The organism is Mesorhizobium sp. B2-7-1, from assembly GCF_006440735.1.
In the GTDB taxonomy this organism is placed as follows: domain Bacteria; phylum Pseudomonadota; class Alphaproteobacteria; order Rhizobiales; family Rhizobiaceae; genus Mesorhizobium.
This window is the reverse complement of record NZ_VFUA01000006.1, coordinates 53,627-71,080: the sequence shown is the minus strand read 5'-3', so window position 1 is coordinate 71,080 and position 17,454 is coordinate 53,627. Positions and strand designations below refer to the sequence as shown.

The window sequence follows — 17,454 nt, the reverse complement described above, 5'->3', positions numbered from 1 at the left end:
GGTGTAGAAAAGATGCAGCTCTTTCCCTGTCCGTTCTGCGGGCCGCGCGAAGAAAGCGAGTTTCACTATGGCGGCGAGGCCGGCAATCTGAGGCCGGACGGCAGCGAGGTGACCGCCGAGCGCTGGGCCGGTTATCTCCACATGCGCGACAATCCGAAGGGGCCGACCCGCGAGATCTGGGTGCATCTGACCTGCGGCGAGTTCTTCGCCATGAGCCGCGACAGCGTCAATCACAAGGTGTCGGGTTCTTCCGTGCTCGGCGAAGCGGAGCACGGCGCATGAGCGCTTCCCGTCTCACCGCCGGCGGCAGCGACATCGACCGCGACCGCCCGCTGAGCTTCACTTTCGACGGCAGGCGCGTCGAGGGTTTTGCGGGCGATACGATCGCTTCAGCCTTGCTCGCCAGCGGCCAGGCCGTGGTTGGCCGCAGCTTCAAATACCATAGGCCGCGCGGCATCTGGGGCTCCGGCGTCGAGGAACCCAACGCGCTGGTCGATGTCGGGAGCGCGGTCGGCCGCGTGCCGAATGCACGCGCCACGACCGTGCAAGCCGTCGACGGCATCAAGGTCAGGAGCGTCAACGCTTCGCCGACGGCCGAGAACGACCGCAACGCGGTCCTGGATCGCTTCGCGCGCTTCCTGCCGGCTGCCTTCTACTACAAGACCTTCATGTGGCCGGACTGGCACCTGTTCGAACCGCGCATCCGCGCCATGGCCGGACTTGGCGTCGTCGACAGCGACTGGAAGCCGCGCCAGGTCTCCGATCAGGTCAACCATCATTGCGACGTCCTGGTGGTCGGCGCCGGGCCCGCCGGCCTGGCCGCGGCTGCCAGCGCGGCAGCGGCCGGACACTCGGTCGTCCTGGTCGACGACAGGACGCATCCCGGCGGGTCGCTGCGTCACCGCGCCGGGGAAGTCGATGGCGTCGAGGGCAAGGCGTGGGTCGACGCGACGGTCGCCGAACTGAAGAGCGGCGGTCAGCTGGTGCTGAGCGATACGACCGCCTTTGGCCTCTACGACCACAATCTGGTCGCGCTCAACCAGCGTCACTCCGACGGCGGACCGGACACGCTCTGGCGCGTGCGGCCCCGCCGCATCGTGCTTGCGACGGGCGCGATCGAACGTCCCGTGCCGTTCGCCAACAACGACCTTCCGAGAATCCTGTCCGCCGATGCGGCGCTCAGCTATCTGCGCCGGCATGGCGTGCTTGTCGGCCGCGAGATTGTGGTCGCGACCAACAACGACAGCGCCTATGAGCCGGCCTCGGCGCTCGCGGCGGCCGGCGCTTCGGTGACGGTGGTCGATTGCCGGCGTGAGGGCGGCGCGCAAGCGGGAACAGGTGTTCGCGTTCTGGCGAGTCGTACGATCATGGCGGCGCGCGGGCGCAATGCTGTCCAGGGTGTACTGCTCGACGACGGCACGACGCTTGCGGCCGACTGCGTGCTTGTCTCCGGCGGTTGGACACCCACCGTGCATTTGTTCTCGCAGGCGAAAGGCAAGCTCGCCTGGAGCGATCAACTGGCGGCCTTCATCCCCGGCGAAGCCGTCGACGGGATTGGCGTCGCCGGCGCCGTGGCCGGCGCGGTCTCGCTTTCGGATGCCCTGGCCAGCGGCGCCGCGGCCACCGGTGACTTCCGCTCATCGTCGTCGGCGCCTCGCGGCACGGGAGCGGAAGCAACGCTCGGCGTCGTCAGCTTGTGGCCGAAACCCAAGACCAAGGGCCGCGTCTGGATCGACTACCAGAGTGACGTCACCGCCAAGGACGTCGAGCTCGCGGCGCGGGAGAACTTCGTCTCGGTCGAACACCTGAAGCGTTACACCACGCTCGGCATGGCTACCGACCAGGGCAAGACCTCGAACCTGAACGGCCTGGCGCTGCTCGCTGACATCACCGGGCGCGGCATCGCGGAAGTCGGCACCACGACCTACCGCCCGCCCTTCACGCCTGTCCCGTTCGCCAGCCTGGTCGGGTCGCGCCGCGGCAGCATGCACGCTCCGGTCCGCCGCCTGCCGCTGGAGGCAACCCACCGTGCGGCAGGCGGGGTGTTCCAGGAATATGGCGGTTGGCTGCGGCCTGCCTATTATGGCGGCGGCGAAGCTGGCGCGTCGATCCAGGATGAGGCGCGGCGCGCCCGGCAATCCGTGGCGCTCTTCGACGGCTCGACGCTGGGCAAGATCGAAGTAATCGGCCCGCGCGCGGCCGAGTTTGTCGACTTCATCTATTACAACACCATGTCGACCTTGAAGCCGGGCCATTGCCGCTACGGCTTCATGCTGTCGGAAAACGGCGTCGTCTTCGATGACGGCGTCCTGGTTCGCCTGGACGAGCATCGCTTCATCGTCTCCTGCTCGTCGTCGCATGTCACCGCGGTCCATGCGCGCCTCGAGGAATGGCGGCAGGACCGCTTCGGCCGCGACGCGGTCTATATCCACAATGCCACCGCGCAATACGCGACCTTGACCGTTTCGGGTCCGAATGCGCGCCAGGTCGTGGAAGCGCTCGACCTGGGCGCAGCACTTGACGATGCCAGCCTGCCGCACATGGCCGTCGCCGCCGGCCGCTTTGCCGGCAACGAGGTTCGCGTCGCCAGGGTCTCCTTCACCGGCGACCGCAGCTACGAGATCTCCATCCGCGCCGATCGGGCGGAGGCGCTGTGGGCAAGGATGCAGCAGGAGGGCCGCGCCTTCGACGCCGTGCTGCTCGGGCTTGAATCGCTGATGATCCTGCGCGCCGAGAAGGGATATATCGTCATCGGAAAGGACACCGACGGGACCACCATGCCGCATGATCTGGGCGTCGCCGGACCGCGGACCAAACGCGCCAGCGAGTTCGTCGGTCGGCGCTCGCTTTTCACCGAAGCGGGGAACCGCGCGGACCGCAATCAGCTCGTCGGCCTCGCGCTTCGCGAAGGCGAGGCGCCGCTGGCGACCGGCGCGCATGGCGTGGAGAAGCGCGAGGGCCGGCTCAGAAGCATCGGCTTCGTCACCTCCAGTTATCAGAGCCCAACCCTGGGACGTCCGGTTGGCCTGGCGCTCATCGAACGCGGCGCGGCGCGGCACGGCGAGACCATCGACGTTCAGCATCTTGGCGTTGTGCGGCAGGCGACGATCGTCGCGCCTTGCGCCTTCGATCCGGAAGGGAGTCGGCTCCATGCGTAACCTTGCCGAAAAGTGGCCGGCGGCGCCCGACTTCGCCACTGCTACGCTTAGCAAAGGCAGCGTCAGCGTGCGAACGCTTGGCGGGCTGAACCAGCTTCTGGTCAGCGGCGACCTTGCGGCTTGGTCGAAGGCTTCCGGGCTTGCTGGCGAAGGTGTCGGAGCCGGCGCAATTGCCAACGGCAACAAATACATGGTGCGGATCGCGCGCGACCGCGTTCTCGCGGTCGGGGGACAGCCATTCCCCATCGTGGCCGGCTGGCACGCCGCCGGTTTCGCGGTCACGGTCATGGACGCCGGACTGCATGTGTTCGAGATCGAGGGACCCGGCCTGGACCGCTTGATCGCCAGGGGCACGGCGCTGGATCCGGGGGCAGCAAGCCGCTCGGCTTCGATCCTCTTTGCCGGCGCCGGCGTTCTCTTCTACCGGTTCGGCGACTCCGATCGGGCGCGGCTCCACGTCGACCGCGGCCTTGCCCCGTATCTTTGGGAGTGGTTCGAACAAGCGCAAGTGTTGTAGTGGGGTGGTTTCAGGTCTATCTAGCCGGCGTTCAAACTTGGCCGGCCCGCTATGTTCTCCGATTCCAATGCTGATGAAGTCATGCGGCGGTCCGGTCTGATCGGCAATACAAAGGTGACGCGCGAGGACTGGATGAACCTCGCGCTGGAGACGTTGATCTCCGAAGGCGTCGAAGCGGTGCGCGTGCTTGCGCTGGGGCAGAAGCTGAACGTTTCCCGTTCCAGTTTCTACTGGTACTTCAAGAGCCGCCAGGACCTGCTCGACCAACTGCTGGACTACTGGCGCAACAACAACACGCGTTTCATCGTCGAGCAGGCCGGCCGGCCGGCCGCGTCGATCACGCAGGCGGTGCTCAATGTCTTCGAGTGCTGGCTGGATGAATCGCTGTTCAATCCGCGGCTGGATTTCGCCGTGCGCGCCTGGTCGCGCCAGTCCGCCAATGTGCATCGGATCGTCAGCGAGGAAGACGATACGCGGGTCGACGCCGTCCGCGCGATGTTCTCGCGGCACGGCTATGCCGACACGGAAGCGTTCGTGCGGGCGCGCGTGCTCTATTTCACGCAGATCGGCTACTACTCGCTCGAGATCGTCGAGCCGGTCAGCAACCGTCTTTTCCTGACGCCGGCCTACCTGCTCACGCACACCGGTGAAGAGCCTCGTGCAGGAGAGGTCGAGGCCTTCGCCGAAAAGATGCTGCTGAAAAGCCCCGGCTGACCGCTCCCCGTTCCGCGATCACTTCAATTCAGATCGCGTAGAAATTCCTTGACTTCCTCGCGGTCGACCACGACCTCCTCGCCGGCGCGGGCGATGAGATGCGTTTCCATGCGCCAGACATCGCGCAATGCGCGCACCGTGGCGGAGACCGAAACACGGGCGTTCCAGTCGCCGCGCGAATAGGTCTTGTCCCAGGTCACGGTCCCGCGCGCCGAGTTCGGATCGTCCGGGTGGACGATGAAGATCTCGGTCTGTCTCTGCGACAGGGTGATCCCGGTATGCGGATGGCGCACCGTGCCGCCGTCGATGACGACTGTGTAGGTGGCCTCGCCGGTGATCTGGTTCGTGGTCACCTCGCGCCGGAAAGGCTCGCCCGCCTTGATCACTTCCTGCGTCATCGGCGCGGCGCTTTCCGGCCCCTTGAATGCCGCGAGCGTCTTGTCGAGCGGCTGCGGCTTGCGCACCGGCAGGATCAGTCTGCTGCCGGCGCAATAGATCGAAAGCGTCGCGTTCTCCGGCCCCGGGAAGACGATCGGCCAATGCCCGGTGGCGATGGCGAGCCGGATGCGCTGGCCTTTCTCGAAGCGCTGGCCGCAGCAGCGCAATTTGAAGCGCACCGCCTCGGCCTCGCCCGGCGTCATCGGTTTGAGATCTAGATCGTCATGCCTGTGCGTGAGGTTGAGGACGCCGTAGCTCACGCGCGAGGCGGCGCCGTCTTCCTGCACCAACGACAGGGTCGCGGAGATCAGCGCGACCGGCTTGTCCGAGGCGAGCTTCACTTCGAATTCCGGGAAGCCGAGGATTTCCACGGCTTCCTCCAGCAGCTCGGTCTCGAAGACGAGCGCGTTGCCGGCCTCCATGCGCTGGTCGACCGGCAAGGTCGGCAGCACGCCGTAGCCGCACCACGCGCCAGAGGAGAGCCCCGCCGTTGAGGGCGAGCGGATCGTCAGGACATCGTCGCTGCCGGCGTCTTCGGCGAGTTTGCCGGGCGAGAGCGCGAGGGTGTGCTGGCCGACGCCGGGACCCGGCCAGGACGGTTCCGCCACCCAGCGCCCGGGGCGCTCGTCATAGATCGCGGCCGGCGCCGCCGGGTCCTGCATCCAGGCGCGCAGCATGGGTTCGTCGGCGATACCTGTGTCGATGCCCTTGAGATACTGGTCCCACCAGCGCAGGCATTCCTGGAGAAAGCCCATGCGCGGCCCCGGCATGGCGAAATGCGGATATTTGTGGCCCCACGGGCCGATCAGCCCCTTGCGGACGCCCGGCAGGCTTTCGAGCATGCGGAAGATCGGGTTCGGATAACCGTCCGCCCAGCCGCCGACCGCATAGACGGGAATCTCAACGTCGGCATAGTCCTCGCAGATCGAGCCGTGCTTGTAGAAGTCGTCGCGGCGCTGATGCTCGAACCAGTCCTGCATCCATATGCCGTTGCCGTTGAGGCGACCCTCCCACATCTGACGCCAACGGTCGCCGACGATCAGCGGATCGGGCGGCGTCATGGCGATTGCCCAGGCGGTCGTGCCCCACAACAGATTGTCGCACATCTGCGCGCCGCCGAGATAGTGGACGTCGTCGTTATAGCGGTCGTCAGTGGAGCAGAGCGAGATCACTGCCTTCAGCGCCGGCGGGCGACGGGCGGCGACCTGGAGCCCGTTGAAGCCGCCCCAGCTGATGCCGATCATGCCGACCGCGCCCGAGCACCAAGGCTGCTCCGCCAGCCATTCGATGACGGCGAGACAATCGTCCTGTTCCTGCTTCAGATATTCGCCCTTGCAGACGCCTTCGCTGTCGCCGGTGCCGCGCATGTCGACCCGCACGCCGGCATAGCCGTGGCCGGCGAAATAGGGATGGGTGAGCGCGTCGCGCTCCACCGTTCCGTCGCGCTTACGGTAGGGCAGGTATTCGAGGATGGCCGGCACCGGATCGGCCCCGGCGTCCTCCGGAAGCCAGATGCGCGCGGCGAGCTTCACGCCGTCCGGCATCGGGATCCACAGGTTCTCGATCTCACGGACTTTGCGCGGGAAATCGGTGACCACGCGGATGTCTTTCATCGGACGGACCTTCTTTAACTTGCGGCGATTGCCTCGACGGCGCTTGGGCCGGCATTGAGCGGGAAGTGACAGGTGAGCCGGCTCGAGCCGAGCGCGGACGGGGTGGGTGCCTGCGTCCGGCAGATGTCTTGCGCGAACGGACAGCGTGTGTGGAACTCGCAGCCCGAAGGCCTGTCGAGCAGCGATGGCACTTCGGCCGGCAGCGCGATGCGGTTATGCACCTTGTCCGGATCTGGTTCGGGGTTCGCGGACAGCAATGCCGCTGTGTAGGGATGATGCGGCGCCCGGAAAATCGCCTCGGTCTCGCCTTCCTCGACGAAGCGCCCGAGATACATCACCGCCATCCGGTCGGCGATCTGCCGGACCACGTGCAGATTGTGGGTGATGATGAGCATCGACAGGCCCATGCGGTCGCGCAGGTCGTTGAGCAGGTTGAGCACCTCGCCCTGGATCGATACGTCGAGCCCGGCTGTCGGTTCGTCGGCGATGATCAGCTCCGGGTCGAGCGCGACGGCCCTTGCGACGCCGACCCGGCGTGCCTGGCCGCCGGAGAGCTGGTGCGGATAACGGTCGGCGAAATCGCGCGGCAGTCCGACCAGGGCGAGCAGGCGCTCGACCTCGGCATCGAGGCTGCGGCCGGACAGGCCGTGGATGGCGAAAGGCTCCGCCAGCAGCGACCGGACGCTGAGGCGCGGCGACAGCGAGCCGACCGGGTCCTGGAACATCATCGACATCTTGCGCCGGAGCGGCTTCCAGTCCTTCTTCGGCAGGTCGCGCAACTCGCGGCCCTCGAAGCGGATCGAGCCGCCCGCGGCCGGCTGCAGCCCGTCGACGGCGCGCGCCAGCGTCGTCTTGCCCGATCCGGATTCGCCGACCAGCGCAAGCGTCTGGCCGCGCTCCAGCGTGAAGCCGACGCCGGAGACGGCTTCTATTTCCGTCCGCCGGCCGGCCAGCGCGCTCATCATGCCGCCGATGCGGAAACGCACCCGAAGATCGGAAACGGAAAGCAGGGGCTCTGTCGTCATGCGGCCGCTCCGGCCGTCTCGTCGGTGTGCCAGCATCGCGCGACATGGGACGTGCTCAGCGCTGTGTCGGGCGGCATCGTGGAGCAGACGTCGTCCGCTAGCTCGCAGCGTGACTGGAAAACGCAGCCCTTGGGGCGGTTGCGCAGGTCCGGCAGCGTACCGGGAATGGTGGGCAGCCGCGGCTCGCGGCGCGCGAGCCTTGCCGGATCGCAAGCGAGCAGCTTCTTCGTGTAGGGATGTCGCGGGTTGTGGAAGATGTCGCGGGTCGAGCCGCGTTCGACCACTTCGCCGGCATACATGACGATCATCTCGTCGCACAGCTCGGCGATGACGCCCAGATGATGCGAGATGAACAGCACGGAGCAGCCGATCTGCTTCTGCAGGTCCTTGAGCAACTCGATGATGGCGACTTCGAGCGTGGCGTCGAGCGCCGTCGTCGGCTCGTCGGCAATCAGCAGCGAGGGCCGCATCAGCAGCGCCATGGCGATGGCGATACGCTGCTTCATGCCACCCGAGAATTCGTGCGGAAACTGCGCCAGTCGGTGCTCGGGATCTGGAATGCGGACTTTGCGCAGCATCTCGACGGAGAGCGCGTCCTTCTCCTTGCGCGACCGTCCGGAGCGGTACTGGATGTCGCGCATCTGCTTACCCACGGACAGCACCGGGTTCAGCGCCCCCATCGGGTCCTGGAAGACGGTTGCGATCCTCTGACCGCGCAGCGCCCGCATGCCTGTGCCGTCGAGATGAACGAGATCGCTTTTGCCCTCGAACAGGATCTGGCCTGCCGTGACCCTGCCATTGTCGGCGAGCAGGCCGAGAACGGCGTTGATCAGCGTCGATTTTCCGCAGCCCGACTCGCCGACGACGCCGACGATCCGGTTCGCCGGCACCTTCAGGCTCACCTTGCGCAGCGCCTGCAACGTGCCGGCTTCGGTGGCGAAGTCGACGCTGAGGTCCTTGACGTCGAGGACGGTCATTCGCGCCTCTTCAGCCGGGGGTCGAAAACGTCGCGCAGGGTCTCGCCGAGGAAGGTGAAGCCGAGCGTGGTGAGGATGATCGGCAGGCCGCCGGCGACCACGATCCAGTATGAATCGCGGATGTTGACGAAGCCGTCGTTCAGGATCGCGCCCCAGCTTGGCAGAGGCGGCCTGACGCCGAGGCCGAGGAAGCTCAGACCCGCCTCGATCGCCACGACGACCGGGATGTCCATCGATGCGAGGATGAGGATCGGGCCGATGACGTTGGGCAATATGTGGATGGTGAGGATGCGCGCGGTGCTCGCGCCCATCGAGCGCGCCGCCATGACATGCTCGGCCGACTTCAGGACAAGCGTCTGTGTCCTGATGATGCGGGCATAGCCGGGCACATTGACCAGCACGACCACGATCAGCACCGCAAGCAGCGAAGGTCCGGTCAGCGTGACCAGCGTGAGCGCCAGCATCACGGTCGGGAAGCTCTTGATGGCATCGAAGAGCAGGAGCATCAGATTGTCGAGCCAGCGCGGCCCGTAGCCGGCGATGAGCCCGAGCACGATGCCGCCGATGAGCGACAGGCCGGTCGCGCCAAGCGCAATGGCCAGCGCGATGCGGCCGCCATGGAGCACACGCGAGAACAGGTCGCGTCCAAGATGGTCGGTGCCGAGCAGGTGCTGCAGGCTCGCGGGCGCGAAGCGCTCGGCCGGCGCGAGCTTCGTCGGTGAATAGCTGGTAAGCACGTCGGCGAAGACAGCCGACAGAACGACGATCACGACCAGGGTGAGACCGAACGCGCCGAGCGGCTCGCGAAGGATGCGCCGAAGCACGCGGCCGATCTTGGCGACGCGCTGCCGCGATGGCCGGTCAATTAAGACTTGTTCTGACACGGGGGTCCAACGCACCAATGAGGATGTCGGCGAGAGCGTTCACGACGACGAAGAAAACCGTCGTCACCAGCACGGCGCCGGTGACGACCGGATAATTGCGCACCGAGATCGCCTCGTAGACCAGCTTGCCGATGCCGGGGCGGGCAAAGACGATCTCGGCGAAGACGGCCGAAGACACCATGTTGCCGATGCCGACGCCGAGCAGCGTGACGGTCGGCAGGATGGCGATACGCAAGGCATAGGAATAGGTGATGCGACGATCGGTCAGGCCGAAAGCGCGCGCCGTGCGGATGTGGCTGGCTTCCAGCGTTTCCAGCATGGAGGCACGCACCATGCGCGCGATGTAGCCGACCCAGCCGACGCCGATCGCCAGCGAAGGCAGGGCAAGATGTTTCAGCTGGCTGGCGAGATTGCCGGGCTCGCCGGCGCCGATGGCCGGCAGCCACTGCAGGGCGACGGCGAAGATCAGCAGCGAATAGATCGCGATGACGAAGGATGGCACCGCGATCACCGCGACCGACAGGATGCCGATGACGCGGTCGACGAAGCCGCCGCGCCGCACCGCCGCGATGCAGCCCAGCGGAATGCCGAGCAGCACGGACCATGAGATCGCGCCCGCGATCAGCGCCAGGGTGTAGGGCAGCTGCTCGAACACGACGTCCAGCACCGGCCGCCCGGACAGCACCTCGGTGCCGAGGTCGCCGCGCAGCGCCGAGAAATAGAACCTGAAGAACTGGATCCAGATCGGCTGGTCCAGCCCCATGCGGCTGCGCAAGGCCTGGATCATCTCGGGCGTGGCGCGCGGGCCGAGCGCCACGGATGCCGGGTCGCCCGGGATCACATAGATCATAGCGAACAGCATCACCATCGCGACGCTCACGATGATGATGCCCAGCCCCAGTCGTTTCAGCGCATAGCGGAGCATCTCAGGAGCCGGCCATCCCGCCCCGCGCCGTGCCGTCGTCTTCCATCACGTCAGGCAGGTTTGAAGTCCGCGAAGCAGGGCTCGCCATTCGGCTTGAGGGCGGCCGCCACACTCTTACGGTACATCACGCCGGTGACCTCGTGGGTGAGGAAGACGTAGCAGCCGCTCTCCTCCATCAGGTCCTGCATCTTCTTGTACATGACGTCGCGCTTGGCCGGGTCGAGCTCGATCTTGCCTTCGGTGACCAGCTTGTCGAATTCCTCGCTGCTGAACTGCTCCCAGTTCCACTCACCGATCTGGCTGGTCGTATACCACTCCGTCGCCCAGCTCGGGTCGGGCTGCATCGAGAAGCGCGACAGCACCATCTGGAGCTTCTTGTAATAAGGGTTTTGCTTCGACCCCAGCGTCCAGAACGTGCCGCTGTCGTTCTGCTTGATTTCGACGTTGATGCCGATGTCCTGCAGGTTCGCCTGCACGACCTGCGCCGCCGACAGGCGTTCCGCCTTGTTGAGGATGTCGAGCGTGACGGTGACGCCGCTGGCGCCGGCCTTGTTGACCAGCTCGCGCGCCTTGTCGGGATCGTATTCGTAGAGGTTCTTCTCGCGGTGGCCGATGAGCCCAGGCGCGATGATGCCGGTGGAGGTGGCGGCGGCGCCGAAATAGGCCGCGTCGACCACGGCCTTGCGGTCGACGCCGTACTGCACGGCGCGGCGCAGGTCCGGATTGTCGAAGGGCGCCGCGATCTGGTTCATGCCGAGCCAGACGAAGGCGAGCGATGGCTTCTCGACCACGACGGTGTCGGCCGGCGGCGTTTCCTTCAGCCGCTTGATCGAGGACACGGACGTCCAGGTGTAGTCGAGGTCGCCCGCCTCATAGCCGAGCTCGGCGGTCTTTTCGTCCTCGATAGGATGGACGTGGATCTCGTCATAGCCGCCCTGCTCGTATTTCCAGTCGGGGTTGCGCACGAGCACGGTGCGCTGCTTGGGCGTCCATTCCTTGAGCAGATAAGGGCCCGACTGCGCCACCGGCTTCACGCCGAGCTTGCCGCCGGCCTCGGTCACGGCGCGCTTGGACAGGATCGTGCTCGACGGCGTCGGCAAGGTCGAGGTCCATAACGGCGCGAACGCCTTGTTCAGATGGATGATGCCCGAGAGCTTGTCCTTGATCTCGACTTCCTTCAGCGTCGCCCAGTCGCCCGCATAAGGGGATTTGTTGGCAGGATCGGCGAGGCGCTCGATAGAGAATTTCACGTCCTCCGCCGTCATCTGGCCAAAGCCGTCGGTGAAGCCGATATTGTCGCGCAGCTTGAAGGCGACGGTGAGCGGATCGAGCTGCTCGATCTTCTCCACTGCCATCGGCTTCCAGCCCCAGCTGTCACCGGGCGTGGCGACGACCAAGCCGGCGAAAATGACATTGGTGATATCGCCTTCGGGCGCGGCAAGACGAAAGGCCGGATCGAGCGTCTGGATATCGCCATATGAGCGCACCTTGAGAACCGAGCCGGCCGCCTGTGAGCGCTTGGTGGAATAGATCAGCGAGGCGAGGCCCAGAGCCCCGGCACCGGCCAGCACCCCACGGCGCGTCACGTTGATGTTCGCGGCTTTGATCATTGCCCTGCCCCTCTTGTTTATGTTGCCCGCCAGCGCCGGCTCGGCTGCGGGAGACCCTTCCAAAGGTCTTGTTTGCCTCAGCCTGCCCCGGCTATACACATATGTCTAGTGAAAAAAATGCGTCATATGTCGTCGAATGGGACGCCTTTTCCGGTGATGTGCGATCGACGCGACAGCCGTTTCGATCGCTATTTCCAGATCTCGCGCGCCAGCCGCATGAAGTTGCCGCCCATCACGTCGCGAACAGTGCGTTCCGAGTGGCCGCGGCGCAGCAGGACCTCGATGAGTTCTTTCGTCTGGCCCGGGGTGGAATAGGTGGTCTTGCCTTCGGGATATTCGTTCTTCGGCCAGAAATGCGGATTGCTGGAGATGATGTCCTCGATGCCTTCGACCTCGACCGGGAAAGCATAATCGAGCCCGATGCCGACATGGCGCGGCCCGGCGAGGTCGATCAGATATTCGACGTGGTCGGCCAGCCGTTCGGAATCGGTGCGGCCCTCGCCGAGGAAGCGGTTGAGGCCGACGACGCCGATGATGCCGCCGGTTCGGGAACAAGCCTTGATCTGGTCGTCGGTGATGTTGCGCCCATGGGCGCAGAGCGCTTTCGGGTTGGAATGCGAGAAGATCACCGGCCGGTCCGTATACTCCATCACGTCCATCGTGGTGCGACAGCCGGTATGGGTCACGTCCACGAACATGCCGAGGCGGTTCATCTCGTCGATCACCTGGCGGCCGAACGCAGTCAGACCCGTGTCCTCGTCGTGGCACCCGCCGCCGGCGAGGTTGTTGCGGTTGTAGGCGAACAGCATCTGCCGCACGCCGAGGCGATGGTAGAACTCGACCATTTCGACCCGGCCGTTCAGCGCGTTCATGCCTTCGATGTCGAAGGTGACCGCCAGCTTGCCTTGCGCCTTCGCGGCGAGGATTTCATCGGTCGACGAGACGAGCGCATAGTCGGCCGGGCGCGCCAGGATCCAGTGCCGGAAATAGGCAAGCGTGGCGACCGTCTTTTCCCAGGGCAGGAGATCGAAGCCGACATCGATGGAAAGATAGTCGACGCCCGCGTCGCGCCAGATCCGCAGATTGTTCAGGTCCGCGGCCGGGTCGGGCATGAAACCGGAATGCGCATCCCAGACGACTTCGCTTTTCAGGATCGACTGGACTTTGTCGTCAAGGCTCATCGTGTCTGTGTCCGGATTGTTTTCGCCGCCTTCGAAATCTGCGCGTTCCGATCATGGCGGGTCAACCGCCCATCGTGCCGCCCAGGCCCCTGGCCCAATCTAATGTACACCGGTGTCTAGACAATGCGCGGGCTGTCGTTATGGTTGGGGCCGTGAGCTTGCCGTGGCGACAGCGCCAGGTTGAGCGCGGCATTGGGAAGTCGAGATGAGCAGGGTGCGGAATTCCGGATCTGTGATCGCGCCGGCCGCCGGTCGGATGTCCGGGGATTTCCGCTCCGCAGCGGAATTCGCCGAGGCACAGGGCCTCTATGCCGCCCTCTTCGGACCGGATGGGCACGTCTTCGCGGCCCGCTCTCTTTGCGGCCACACCTCCGACGATGCGATGTTTTTCATCGGCCAGAGCTTCGAAGGCGGCCTCGATAGCGCGCCGGTCAGCCGTCTCTACCAGGTGCGGCGCGGCGATGGATCGCCTCGACGGCTCAATGATGCGGAGACCAGGCAAATCAGTCTTTCGCCGGACGGCCAGATCCTGGCGGTCGCCTATGCGGGTGGCGAGGCGGGCGTCGACCGCATCGAGATCTGGTCCGCCGGCGAGGGCACGGCGCTGGCGGACGTCCCCGGCCGGATCGAGATGATCGACTGGTCGCCAGACGGCCAAAGGCTGCTGCTTGTCGTTGCCGGCACCGGCGCGGATCTGGCTGGAATTCACGGCGGCTACGCGCAGAAGCAGAAGACGGATGCGCCCGCCTGGCTGCCCGAAGTCGGTTGGGGCGAGGGTGAGGACCTTTGGCGCCGGATCTGGCTCTGGGATATGCAGGCCGAACCTGCGCCGCTCACATCGGCGCCCGTCAATGTCTGGGAAGCGAGCTGGTGCGGCACCGACAGGATCGCCGCCGTGACCAGCGATGACCATGGCGAAGGCAGCTGGTATGCGGCGAAGCTTTCGCTCATCGACCCGAAGTCGGGATCGGCGAGGCTTCTTCACACGCCGCGCGACCAGATCGGCGTTCCTCGCGGCTCGCCCGATGGTGCTCGCATCGCCTTCATCGAGGCCTTCTGCAGCGACCGCGGCCTTGTTGCCGGGCAGCTGTCGATCCTCGATCCGTTGAGCGGCGAGGTTGCGATCGTTCCGACCAATTTGATCGACGTCACGTCGATCGAATGGCGCTCCGCCACCAGCCTGCATATGGCTGGCATCCGTAGCCACGAGACGGTGGTGGCCGATTGCGATGCCTCCGGTGCAGGGGTGATCGAACGCTGGTCGTCGACCGAATTGACCTGCGGCGAGTGGGCGCCCTCCAGCGCGCCGGTTGGGGCGGCGGGCTCGCTCTTGATCGCGGAGGCTTACGACCGGCCGCCGTTCCTTGCCGAGATCGCCGACGGCGGACTGCGCGAGCTCGCCTCGCTCGTGGCGTCCGATGCGCAATCCGCGATGGCAGGCCGTGGCAAGGCCGAGCCATTTTCCTGGCGCGCCCGCGACGGACTCGAAATCCAGGGATGGCTTGTCCGTCCGCGGGCGTCGGCCGGGCCGACGCCGTTGCTGGTCGATATCCATGGCGGGCCGATCTCGTCCCATCGCAACCGCTGGATGGCGCGGACGCGCGCCGCGCCGCTGCTCGTCTCGCGCGGCTGGACGATTTTGTTTCCCAATCCGAGGGGCAGCACGGGGCGTGGGGATGCGTTCGCCCGCGCCGTGCAGGGCGACATGGGCGGCGCAGATGCCGATGACATTTTGAGCGGCATCGATGCCCTGGTGGAGAAAGGCCTGGTCGACCGGGGCCGCGTCGCCGTCACCGGCACCAGCTATGGCGGCTTCATGTCCGCGTGGCTGCCGACGCGCAGCGACCGCTTCGCCGCCGCCATTCCGATCTCGCCCGTCGGCGACTGGTACAGCCAGCACCGCACGACGCAGATACCGGAATTCGACGCGCTGATGCTGGAATCCTCGCCATGGGAAGAGGGCGGCGCCTACTTTACCCGCAGCCCCGCCTTTTACCGGCAGCTCAGCAAGGTGCCGACGCTGGTCATGGCCGGCGGCATCGACAAGAGCACGCCGCCCGGCCAGGCGCTGGAGTGCCATTTCGCCGCCTTGCGCTCGGGTTCGCCAAGCGCGCTCGCGACCTATCCGAACGCCGGCCACAGCCTGCGCGGTTATCCGGAATATATCGACACCGCCGCCCGCATCGTCTGGTGGCTTGAGACCTATGTTGGCGGTTCTTCGACCGCGACGGTTTAAGGAGGAAGAGAAATGCCGGCAGCAACCAACAGCAAGCATATCGTGGTCGTGGGTGGCGGCATCATCGGCTGCTCCACCGCCTACCATCTGCTGAAATCGGGTGTGAAGACCGTGACGCTCGTGGAGGCGACCGAGCCGGGCGCGGCAACGACCAGCGCCGGCGCCGGCTTCGTCTCGCATTGGTCGGCCGGCATGATCCCGGCCGGCGAGGAAGGCCTTCGCCTGCAGCAATACGGCCTCGACTTCTACCGCATGCTGCATGAACTGGGCACCGAGATCGGCTACCGGCCGAACGGCACGCTGATCATGGCGCTGACGCCGCAAGGGCGCGAGGATTTCGTGATGCCGGTGCTCAGCTCGCCTTATGCGCCGAAGGAGATGCAGGATCTGAACGCCGCGCAGATCGGCGAGAAGATGGGCGGGCTGGTCGATCCGGCGAAAGTTCACTCCGGCGCCTACAATCCGCATGGCATCCAGCTCGACACCAAGCTCGCGCTTGGCGTGCTGGTCAGCGAGATCAAGAAGCTCGGCGGCGTCGTGCGCGACAGGACCAAGGTGCGGAAGATCAGCGACGTCGGCGGCAAGGTCACGCTGGAAACCGACCGCGATATCATCGAGGCGGATGGCGTGGTCGTGGCGGCGGGCGCCTGGAACAACGAGATCCTCGCCAGCCTCGACTGGCATCTGCCGCTGCTGCGGGTGCTGGCCACGCGCGTGGTCACCGATGATCGAGGCTTGCCCTCGACGCTGCCGACCATCCAGTGCCGCGAGCTGCGGCTTTGGCTGCGCGAGACCTTTGGCGCGATCATGTGGGGCACGGGGAGCCATTACACGCCGATGCATCGCCTGGAAGAGAGCGACCTCGAACCCGGCCAGCCGCATAACCGCGAGCTGATGCAATCCATGGTCGATCAGCAGATGGAGAAGCTGCAGGACGTCTTCCCGCCGCTGCGCGGCTCGAAGGTCGCGAACTGGTCGCAGGGCATTCCCTGCTACACGCCCGACGTTGGCTTGATGGTCGGGCATGTGCCGGGCCATGCGAACATCGTCGTCGCGGGTGGCGACAACGAGACCGGCGTCAGCCACGGGCCGGGCCTCGGCAGGCTGGCCGCCGAGATCCTGCTGGACGCGCCGCGCTTGGTCGATCCGGCTCGGTTCAGGATCGATCGCTACGCACGCGATGCCTTCCCGAGCGAGGAAGATGTCGAGGCCTCGATGCCCGCATGGAGCGCGCGCCACGGCGCCAGGCGTTTCGCCACCGCCGCGGCGTAAGATCAGCGCGCCGTCGCGCTGTCGAGCAGGGCTTGCGCCACCATCTGTTCGGTCGGCGTCGTCTTCCGGCGGGTGACGATGTAGAACGCATCGGCATGGCGGCGCGGGGTCCCGGTCAACTGCACCAGGTGCCCGAGCCTCAGCTGCTCTTCGACGAAGCCGGTCCAGGCGAGCGCCGCGCCGCGGCCGGCTATCGCCTCATGCATCATCGACAGATAGCTGGAGAATGTCGGTCCGGGCAGGCTCCGGGTGGTGCCGATCCAGGATCTCCAATTGTCGATAGCATCTTCGGGAGCGGCGAGATGCAGCAGCGGCACGTTGAGGAAGGCCGCCGGATCTTCCGAGGCCAGAGCCGGGTGCCGTTCGAGGAAGCCCGGCGAGCAGACGGGAAACCACTCCCCGTCGAACAGCTTGCGGGCGGCGAAGCCAGGCCAAAGCTCGGGGCGCCCGAAGCGTATCGAAATCCCGACCTCCGGCCGGCCGAAATCGTCGGGATTGCTGGAGGTCAGCAGCGTGACACGGCCATGCGTGACGAGCGAGGTCACGAGGTCGAACCGCGGCATCAGCCACGCCTGGACGAGGTCGTAGCCGCTGGCGATGACGAGGGAATCGCGATCGGCCTCCTGCAGGCGCGCGACGGCGTCGCGGATCGTGCCCAGCCCGTCTCGTATCGCCTCGGCCAGCGCGGCGCCGTTTTCGGTCAGCGATACGCGGTTGCCCTTGCGCGCCAAAAGGTCCAGCGCGAGCCGCTTCTCCAAATTGGCGATGTGGCGCGACACCGCTGATTGCGCAATGGCGAGCTCCTCGGCGGCGGCCGTCAGGTTGCCGCGTCGCGCGGTCGCTTCGAAAGCGACCATCGCGTTGAGCAGGGGGAGCGAGGCTTTGAGCGTCTTCATCGACGGTA

Annotated in this window: 14 protein-coding genes; 6 read left to right on the top strand and 8 right to left on the bottom strand. The window is 66.1% G+C overall.

What is annotated here, in order from left to right:
- Nucleotides 1–12: 12 nt before the first annotated feature.
- The 4 genes from FJ471_RS04360 (at nucleotide 13) to FJ471_RS04345 (ending at nucleotide 4,389) form a co-directional block, all read left to right on the top strand.
- Entirely contained in the window at nucleotides 13–282 is a 270-nt protein-coding gene (locus FJ471_RS04360; RefSeq protein WP_140801928.1) for a sarcosine oxidase subunit delta, read from the top strand.
- Nucleotides 279–3,158: a sarcosine oxidase subunit alpha family protein gene (locus FJ471_RS04355; protein ID WP_140801927.1), complete on the top strand. Its 2,880-nt coding sequence runs from the start codon at nucleotides 279–281 to the stop codon at nucleotides 3,156–3,158. The genes FJ471_RS04360 and FJ471_RS04355 overlap by 4 nt, the downstream gene beginning before the upstream one ends.
- The gene (locus FJ471_RS04350) at nucleotides 3,151–3,675 is read left to right on the top strand and encodes a hypothetical protein (RefSeq protein WP_140801926.1); all 525 of its coding nucleotides are present in this window, start codon (nucleotides 3,151–3,153) and stop codon (nucleotides 3,673–3,675) included. Before FJ471_RS04355 ends, FJ471_RS04350 begins: the two co-directional genes overlap by 8 nt.
- An 81-nt stretch (nucleotides 3,676–3,756) precedes the next feature.
- Nucleotides 3,757–4,389, top strand: a complete 633-nt coding sequence (locus FJ471_RS04345) for a TetR/AcrR family transcriptional regulator (RefSeq protein ID WP_140801925.1) — start codon at nucleotides 3,757–3,759, stop codon at nucleotides 4,387–4,389.
- A 23-nt stretch (nucleotides 4,390–4,412) separates the two neighbouring features.
- Here the strand turns inward: FJ471_RS04345 and FJ471_RS04340 are convergent, their stop codons facing one another.
- The 7 genes from FJ471_RS04340 to FJ471_RS04310 form a co-directional block, all read right to left on the bottom strand.
- Nucleotides 4,413–6,440: a CocE/NonD family hydrolase gene (locus FJ471_RS04340; protein WP_140801924.1), complete on the bottom strand. Its 2,028-nt coding sequence runs from the start codon at nucleotides 6,438–6,440 to the stop codon at nucleotides 4,413–4,415.
- A gap of 14 nt (nucleotides 6,441–6,454) precedes the next feature.
- Nucleotides 6,455–7,465 (bottom strand): ABC transporter ATP-binding protein, encoded by a 1,011-nt coding sequence (locus FJ471_RS04335; RefSeq protein ID WP_140801923.1) that lies wholly within the window; start codon nucleotides 7,463–7,465, stop codon nucleotides 6,455–6,457.
- The gene (locus tag FJ471_RS04330; RefSeq protein ID WP_140801922.1) at nucleotides 7,462–8,442 is read right to left on the bottom strand and encodes an ABC transporter ATP-binding protein; all 981 of its coding nucleotides are present in this window, start codon (nucleotides 8,440–8,442) and stop codon (nucleotides 7,462–7,464) included. Before FJ471_RS04330 ends, FJ471_RS04335 begins: the two co-directional genes overlap by 4 nt.
- On the bottom strand, nucleotides 8,439–9,266 hold the full coding sequence (locus FJ471_RS04325) for an ABC transporter permease (RefSeq protein ID WP_224666539.1): 828 nt from the start codon (nucleotides 9,264–9,266) through the stop codon (nucleotides 8,439–8,441). Before FJ471_RS04325 ends, FJ471_RS04330 begins: the two co-directional genes overlap by 4 nt.
- A gap of 37 nt (nucleotides 9,267–9,303) precedes the next feature.
- Nucleotides 9,304–10,251, bottom strand: a complete 948-nt coding sequence (locus FJ471_RS04320) for an ABC transporter permease (protein ID WP_140801921.1) — start codon at nucleotides 10,249–10,251, stop codon at nucleotides 9,304–9,306.
- 50 nt (nucleotides 10,252–10,301) lie between these two features.
- On the bottom strand, nucleotides 10,302–11,861 hold the full coding sequence (locus tag FJ471_RS04315) for an ABC transporter substrate-binding protein (protein ID WP_140801920.1): 1,560 nt from the start codon (nucleotides 11,859–11,861) through the stop codon (nucleotides 10,302–10,304).
- A gap of 188 nt (nucleotides 11,862–12,049) precedes the next feature.
- Entirely contained in the window at nucleotides 12,050–13,042 is a 993-nt protein-coding gene (locus FJ471_RS04310) for a membrane dipeptidase (RefSeq protein ID WP_140801919.1), read from the bottom strand.
- Between the two features lie 205 nt (nucleotides 13,043–13,247).
- Between FJ471_RS04310 and FJ471_RS04305 the strand changes: the two genes are divergently transcribed.
- Entirely contained in the window at nucleotides 13,248–15,278 is a 2,031-nt protein-coding gene (locus tag FJ471_RS04305; protein ID WP_140801918.1) for a S9 family peptidase, read from the top strand.
- A gap of 12 nt (nucleotides 15,279–15,290) precedes the next feature.
- Complete coding sequence (locus FJ471_RS04300) at nucleotides 15,291–16,550, top strand: FAD-binding oxidoreductase (protein ID WP_140801917.1); 1,260 nt, start codon at nucleotides 15,291–15,293, stop codon at nucleotides 16,548–16,550.
- A 2-nt stretch (nucleotides 16,551–16,552) separates the two neighbouring features.
- Here the strand turns inward: FJ471_RS04300 and FJ471_RS04295 are convergent, their stop codons facing one another.
- Nucleotides 16,553–17,446: a LysR family transcriptional regulator gene (locus FJ471_RS04295; RefSeq protein ID WP_140801916.1), complete on the bottom strand. Its 894-nt coding sequence runs from the start codon at nucleotides 17,444–17,446 to the stop codon at nucleotides 16,553–16,555.
- Nucleotides 17,447–17,454: the final 8 nt, after the last annotated feature.

Bases quoted from the DNA above. Each gene is read 5' to 3' on its own strand.
- FJ471_RS04300 (WP_140801917.1), top strand. From the start codon at position 15,291: ATGCCGGCAGCAACCAACAGCAAGCATATCGTGGTCGTGGGTGGCGGC.
- FJ471_RS04360 (WP_140801928.1), top strand. From the start codon at position 13: ATGCAGCTCTTTCCCTGTCCGTTCTGCGGGCCGCGCGAAGAAAGCGAG.
- FJ471_RS04335 (WP_140801923.1), bottom strand. From the start codon at position 7,465: ATGACGACAGAGCCCCTGCTTTCCGTTTCCGATCTTCGGGTGCGTTTC.
- FJ471_RS04350 (WP_140801926.1), top strand. From the start codon at position 3,151: ATGCGTAACCTTGCCGAAAAGTGGCCGGCGGCGCCCGACTTCGCCACT.
- FJ471_RS04295 (WP_140801916.1), bottom strand. From the start codon at position 17,446: ATGAAGACGCTCAAAGCCTCGCTCCCCCTGCTCAACGCGATGGTCGCT.
- FJ471_RS04320 (WP_140801921.1), bottom strand. From the start codon at position 10,251: ATGCTCCGCTATGCGCTGAAACGACTGGGGCTGGGCATCATCATCGTG.
- FJ471_RS04310 (WP_140801919.1), bottom strand. From the start codon at position 13,042: ATGAGCCTTGACGACAAAGTCCAGTCGATCCTGAAAAGCGAAGTCGTC.
- FJ471_RS04305 (WP_140801918.1), top strand. From the start codon at position 13,248: ATGAGCAGGGTGCGGAATTCCGGATCTGTGATCGCGCCGGCCGCCGGT.
- FJ471_RS04330 (WP_140801922.1), bottom strand. From the start codon at position 8,442: ATGACCGTCCTCGACGTCAAGGACCTCAGCGTCGACTTCGCCACCGAA.
- FJ471_RS04355 (WP_140801927.1), top strand. From the start codon at position 279: ATGAGCGCTTCCCGTCTCACCGCCGGCGGCAGCGACATCGACCGCGAC.
- FJ471_RS04315 (WP_140801920.1), bottom strand. From the start codon at position 11,861: ATGATCAAAGCCGCGAACATCAACGTGACGCGCCGTGGGGTGCTGGCC.
- FJ471_RS04340 (WP_140801924.1), bottom strand. From the start codon at position 6,440: ATGAAAGACATCCGCGTGGTCACCGATTTCCCGCGCAAAGTCCGTGAG.
- FJ471_RS04345 (WP_140801925.1), top strand. From the start codon at position 3,757: ATGCGGCGGTCCGGTCTGATCGGCAATACAAAGGTGACGCGCGAGGAC.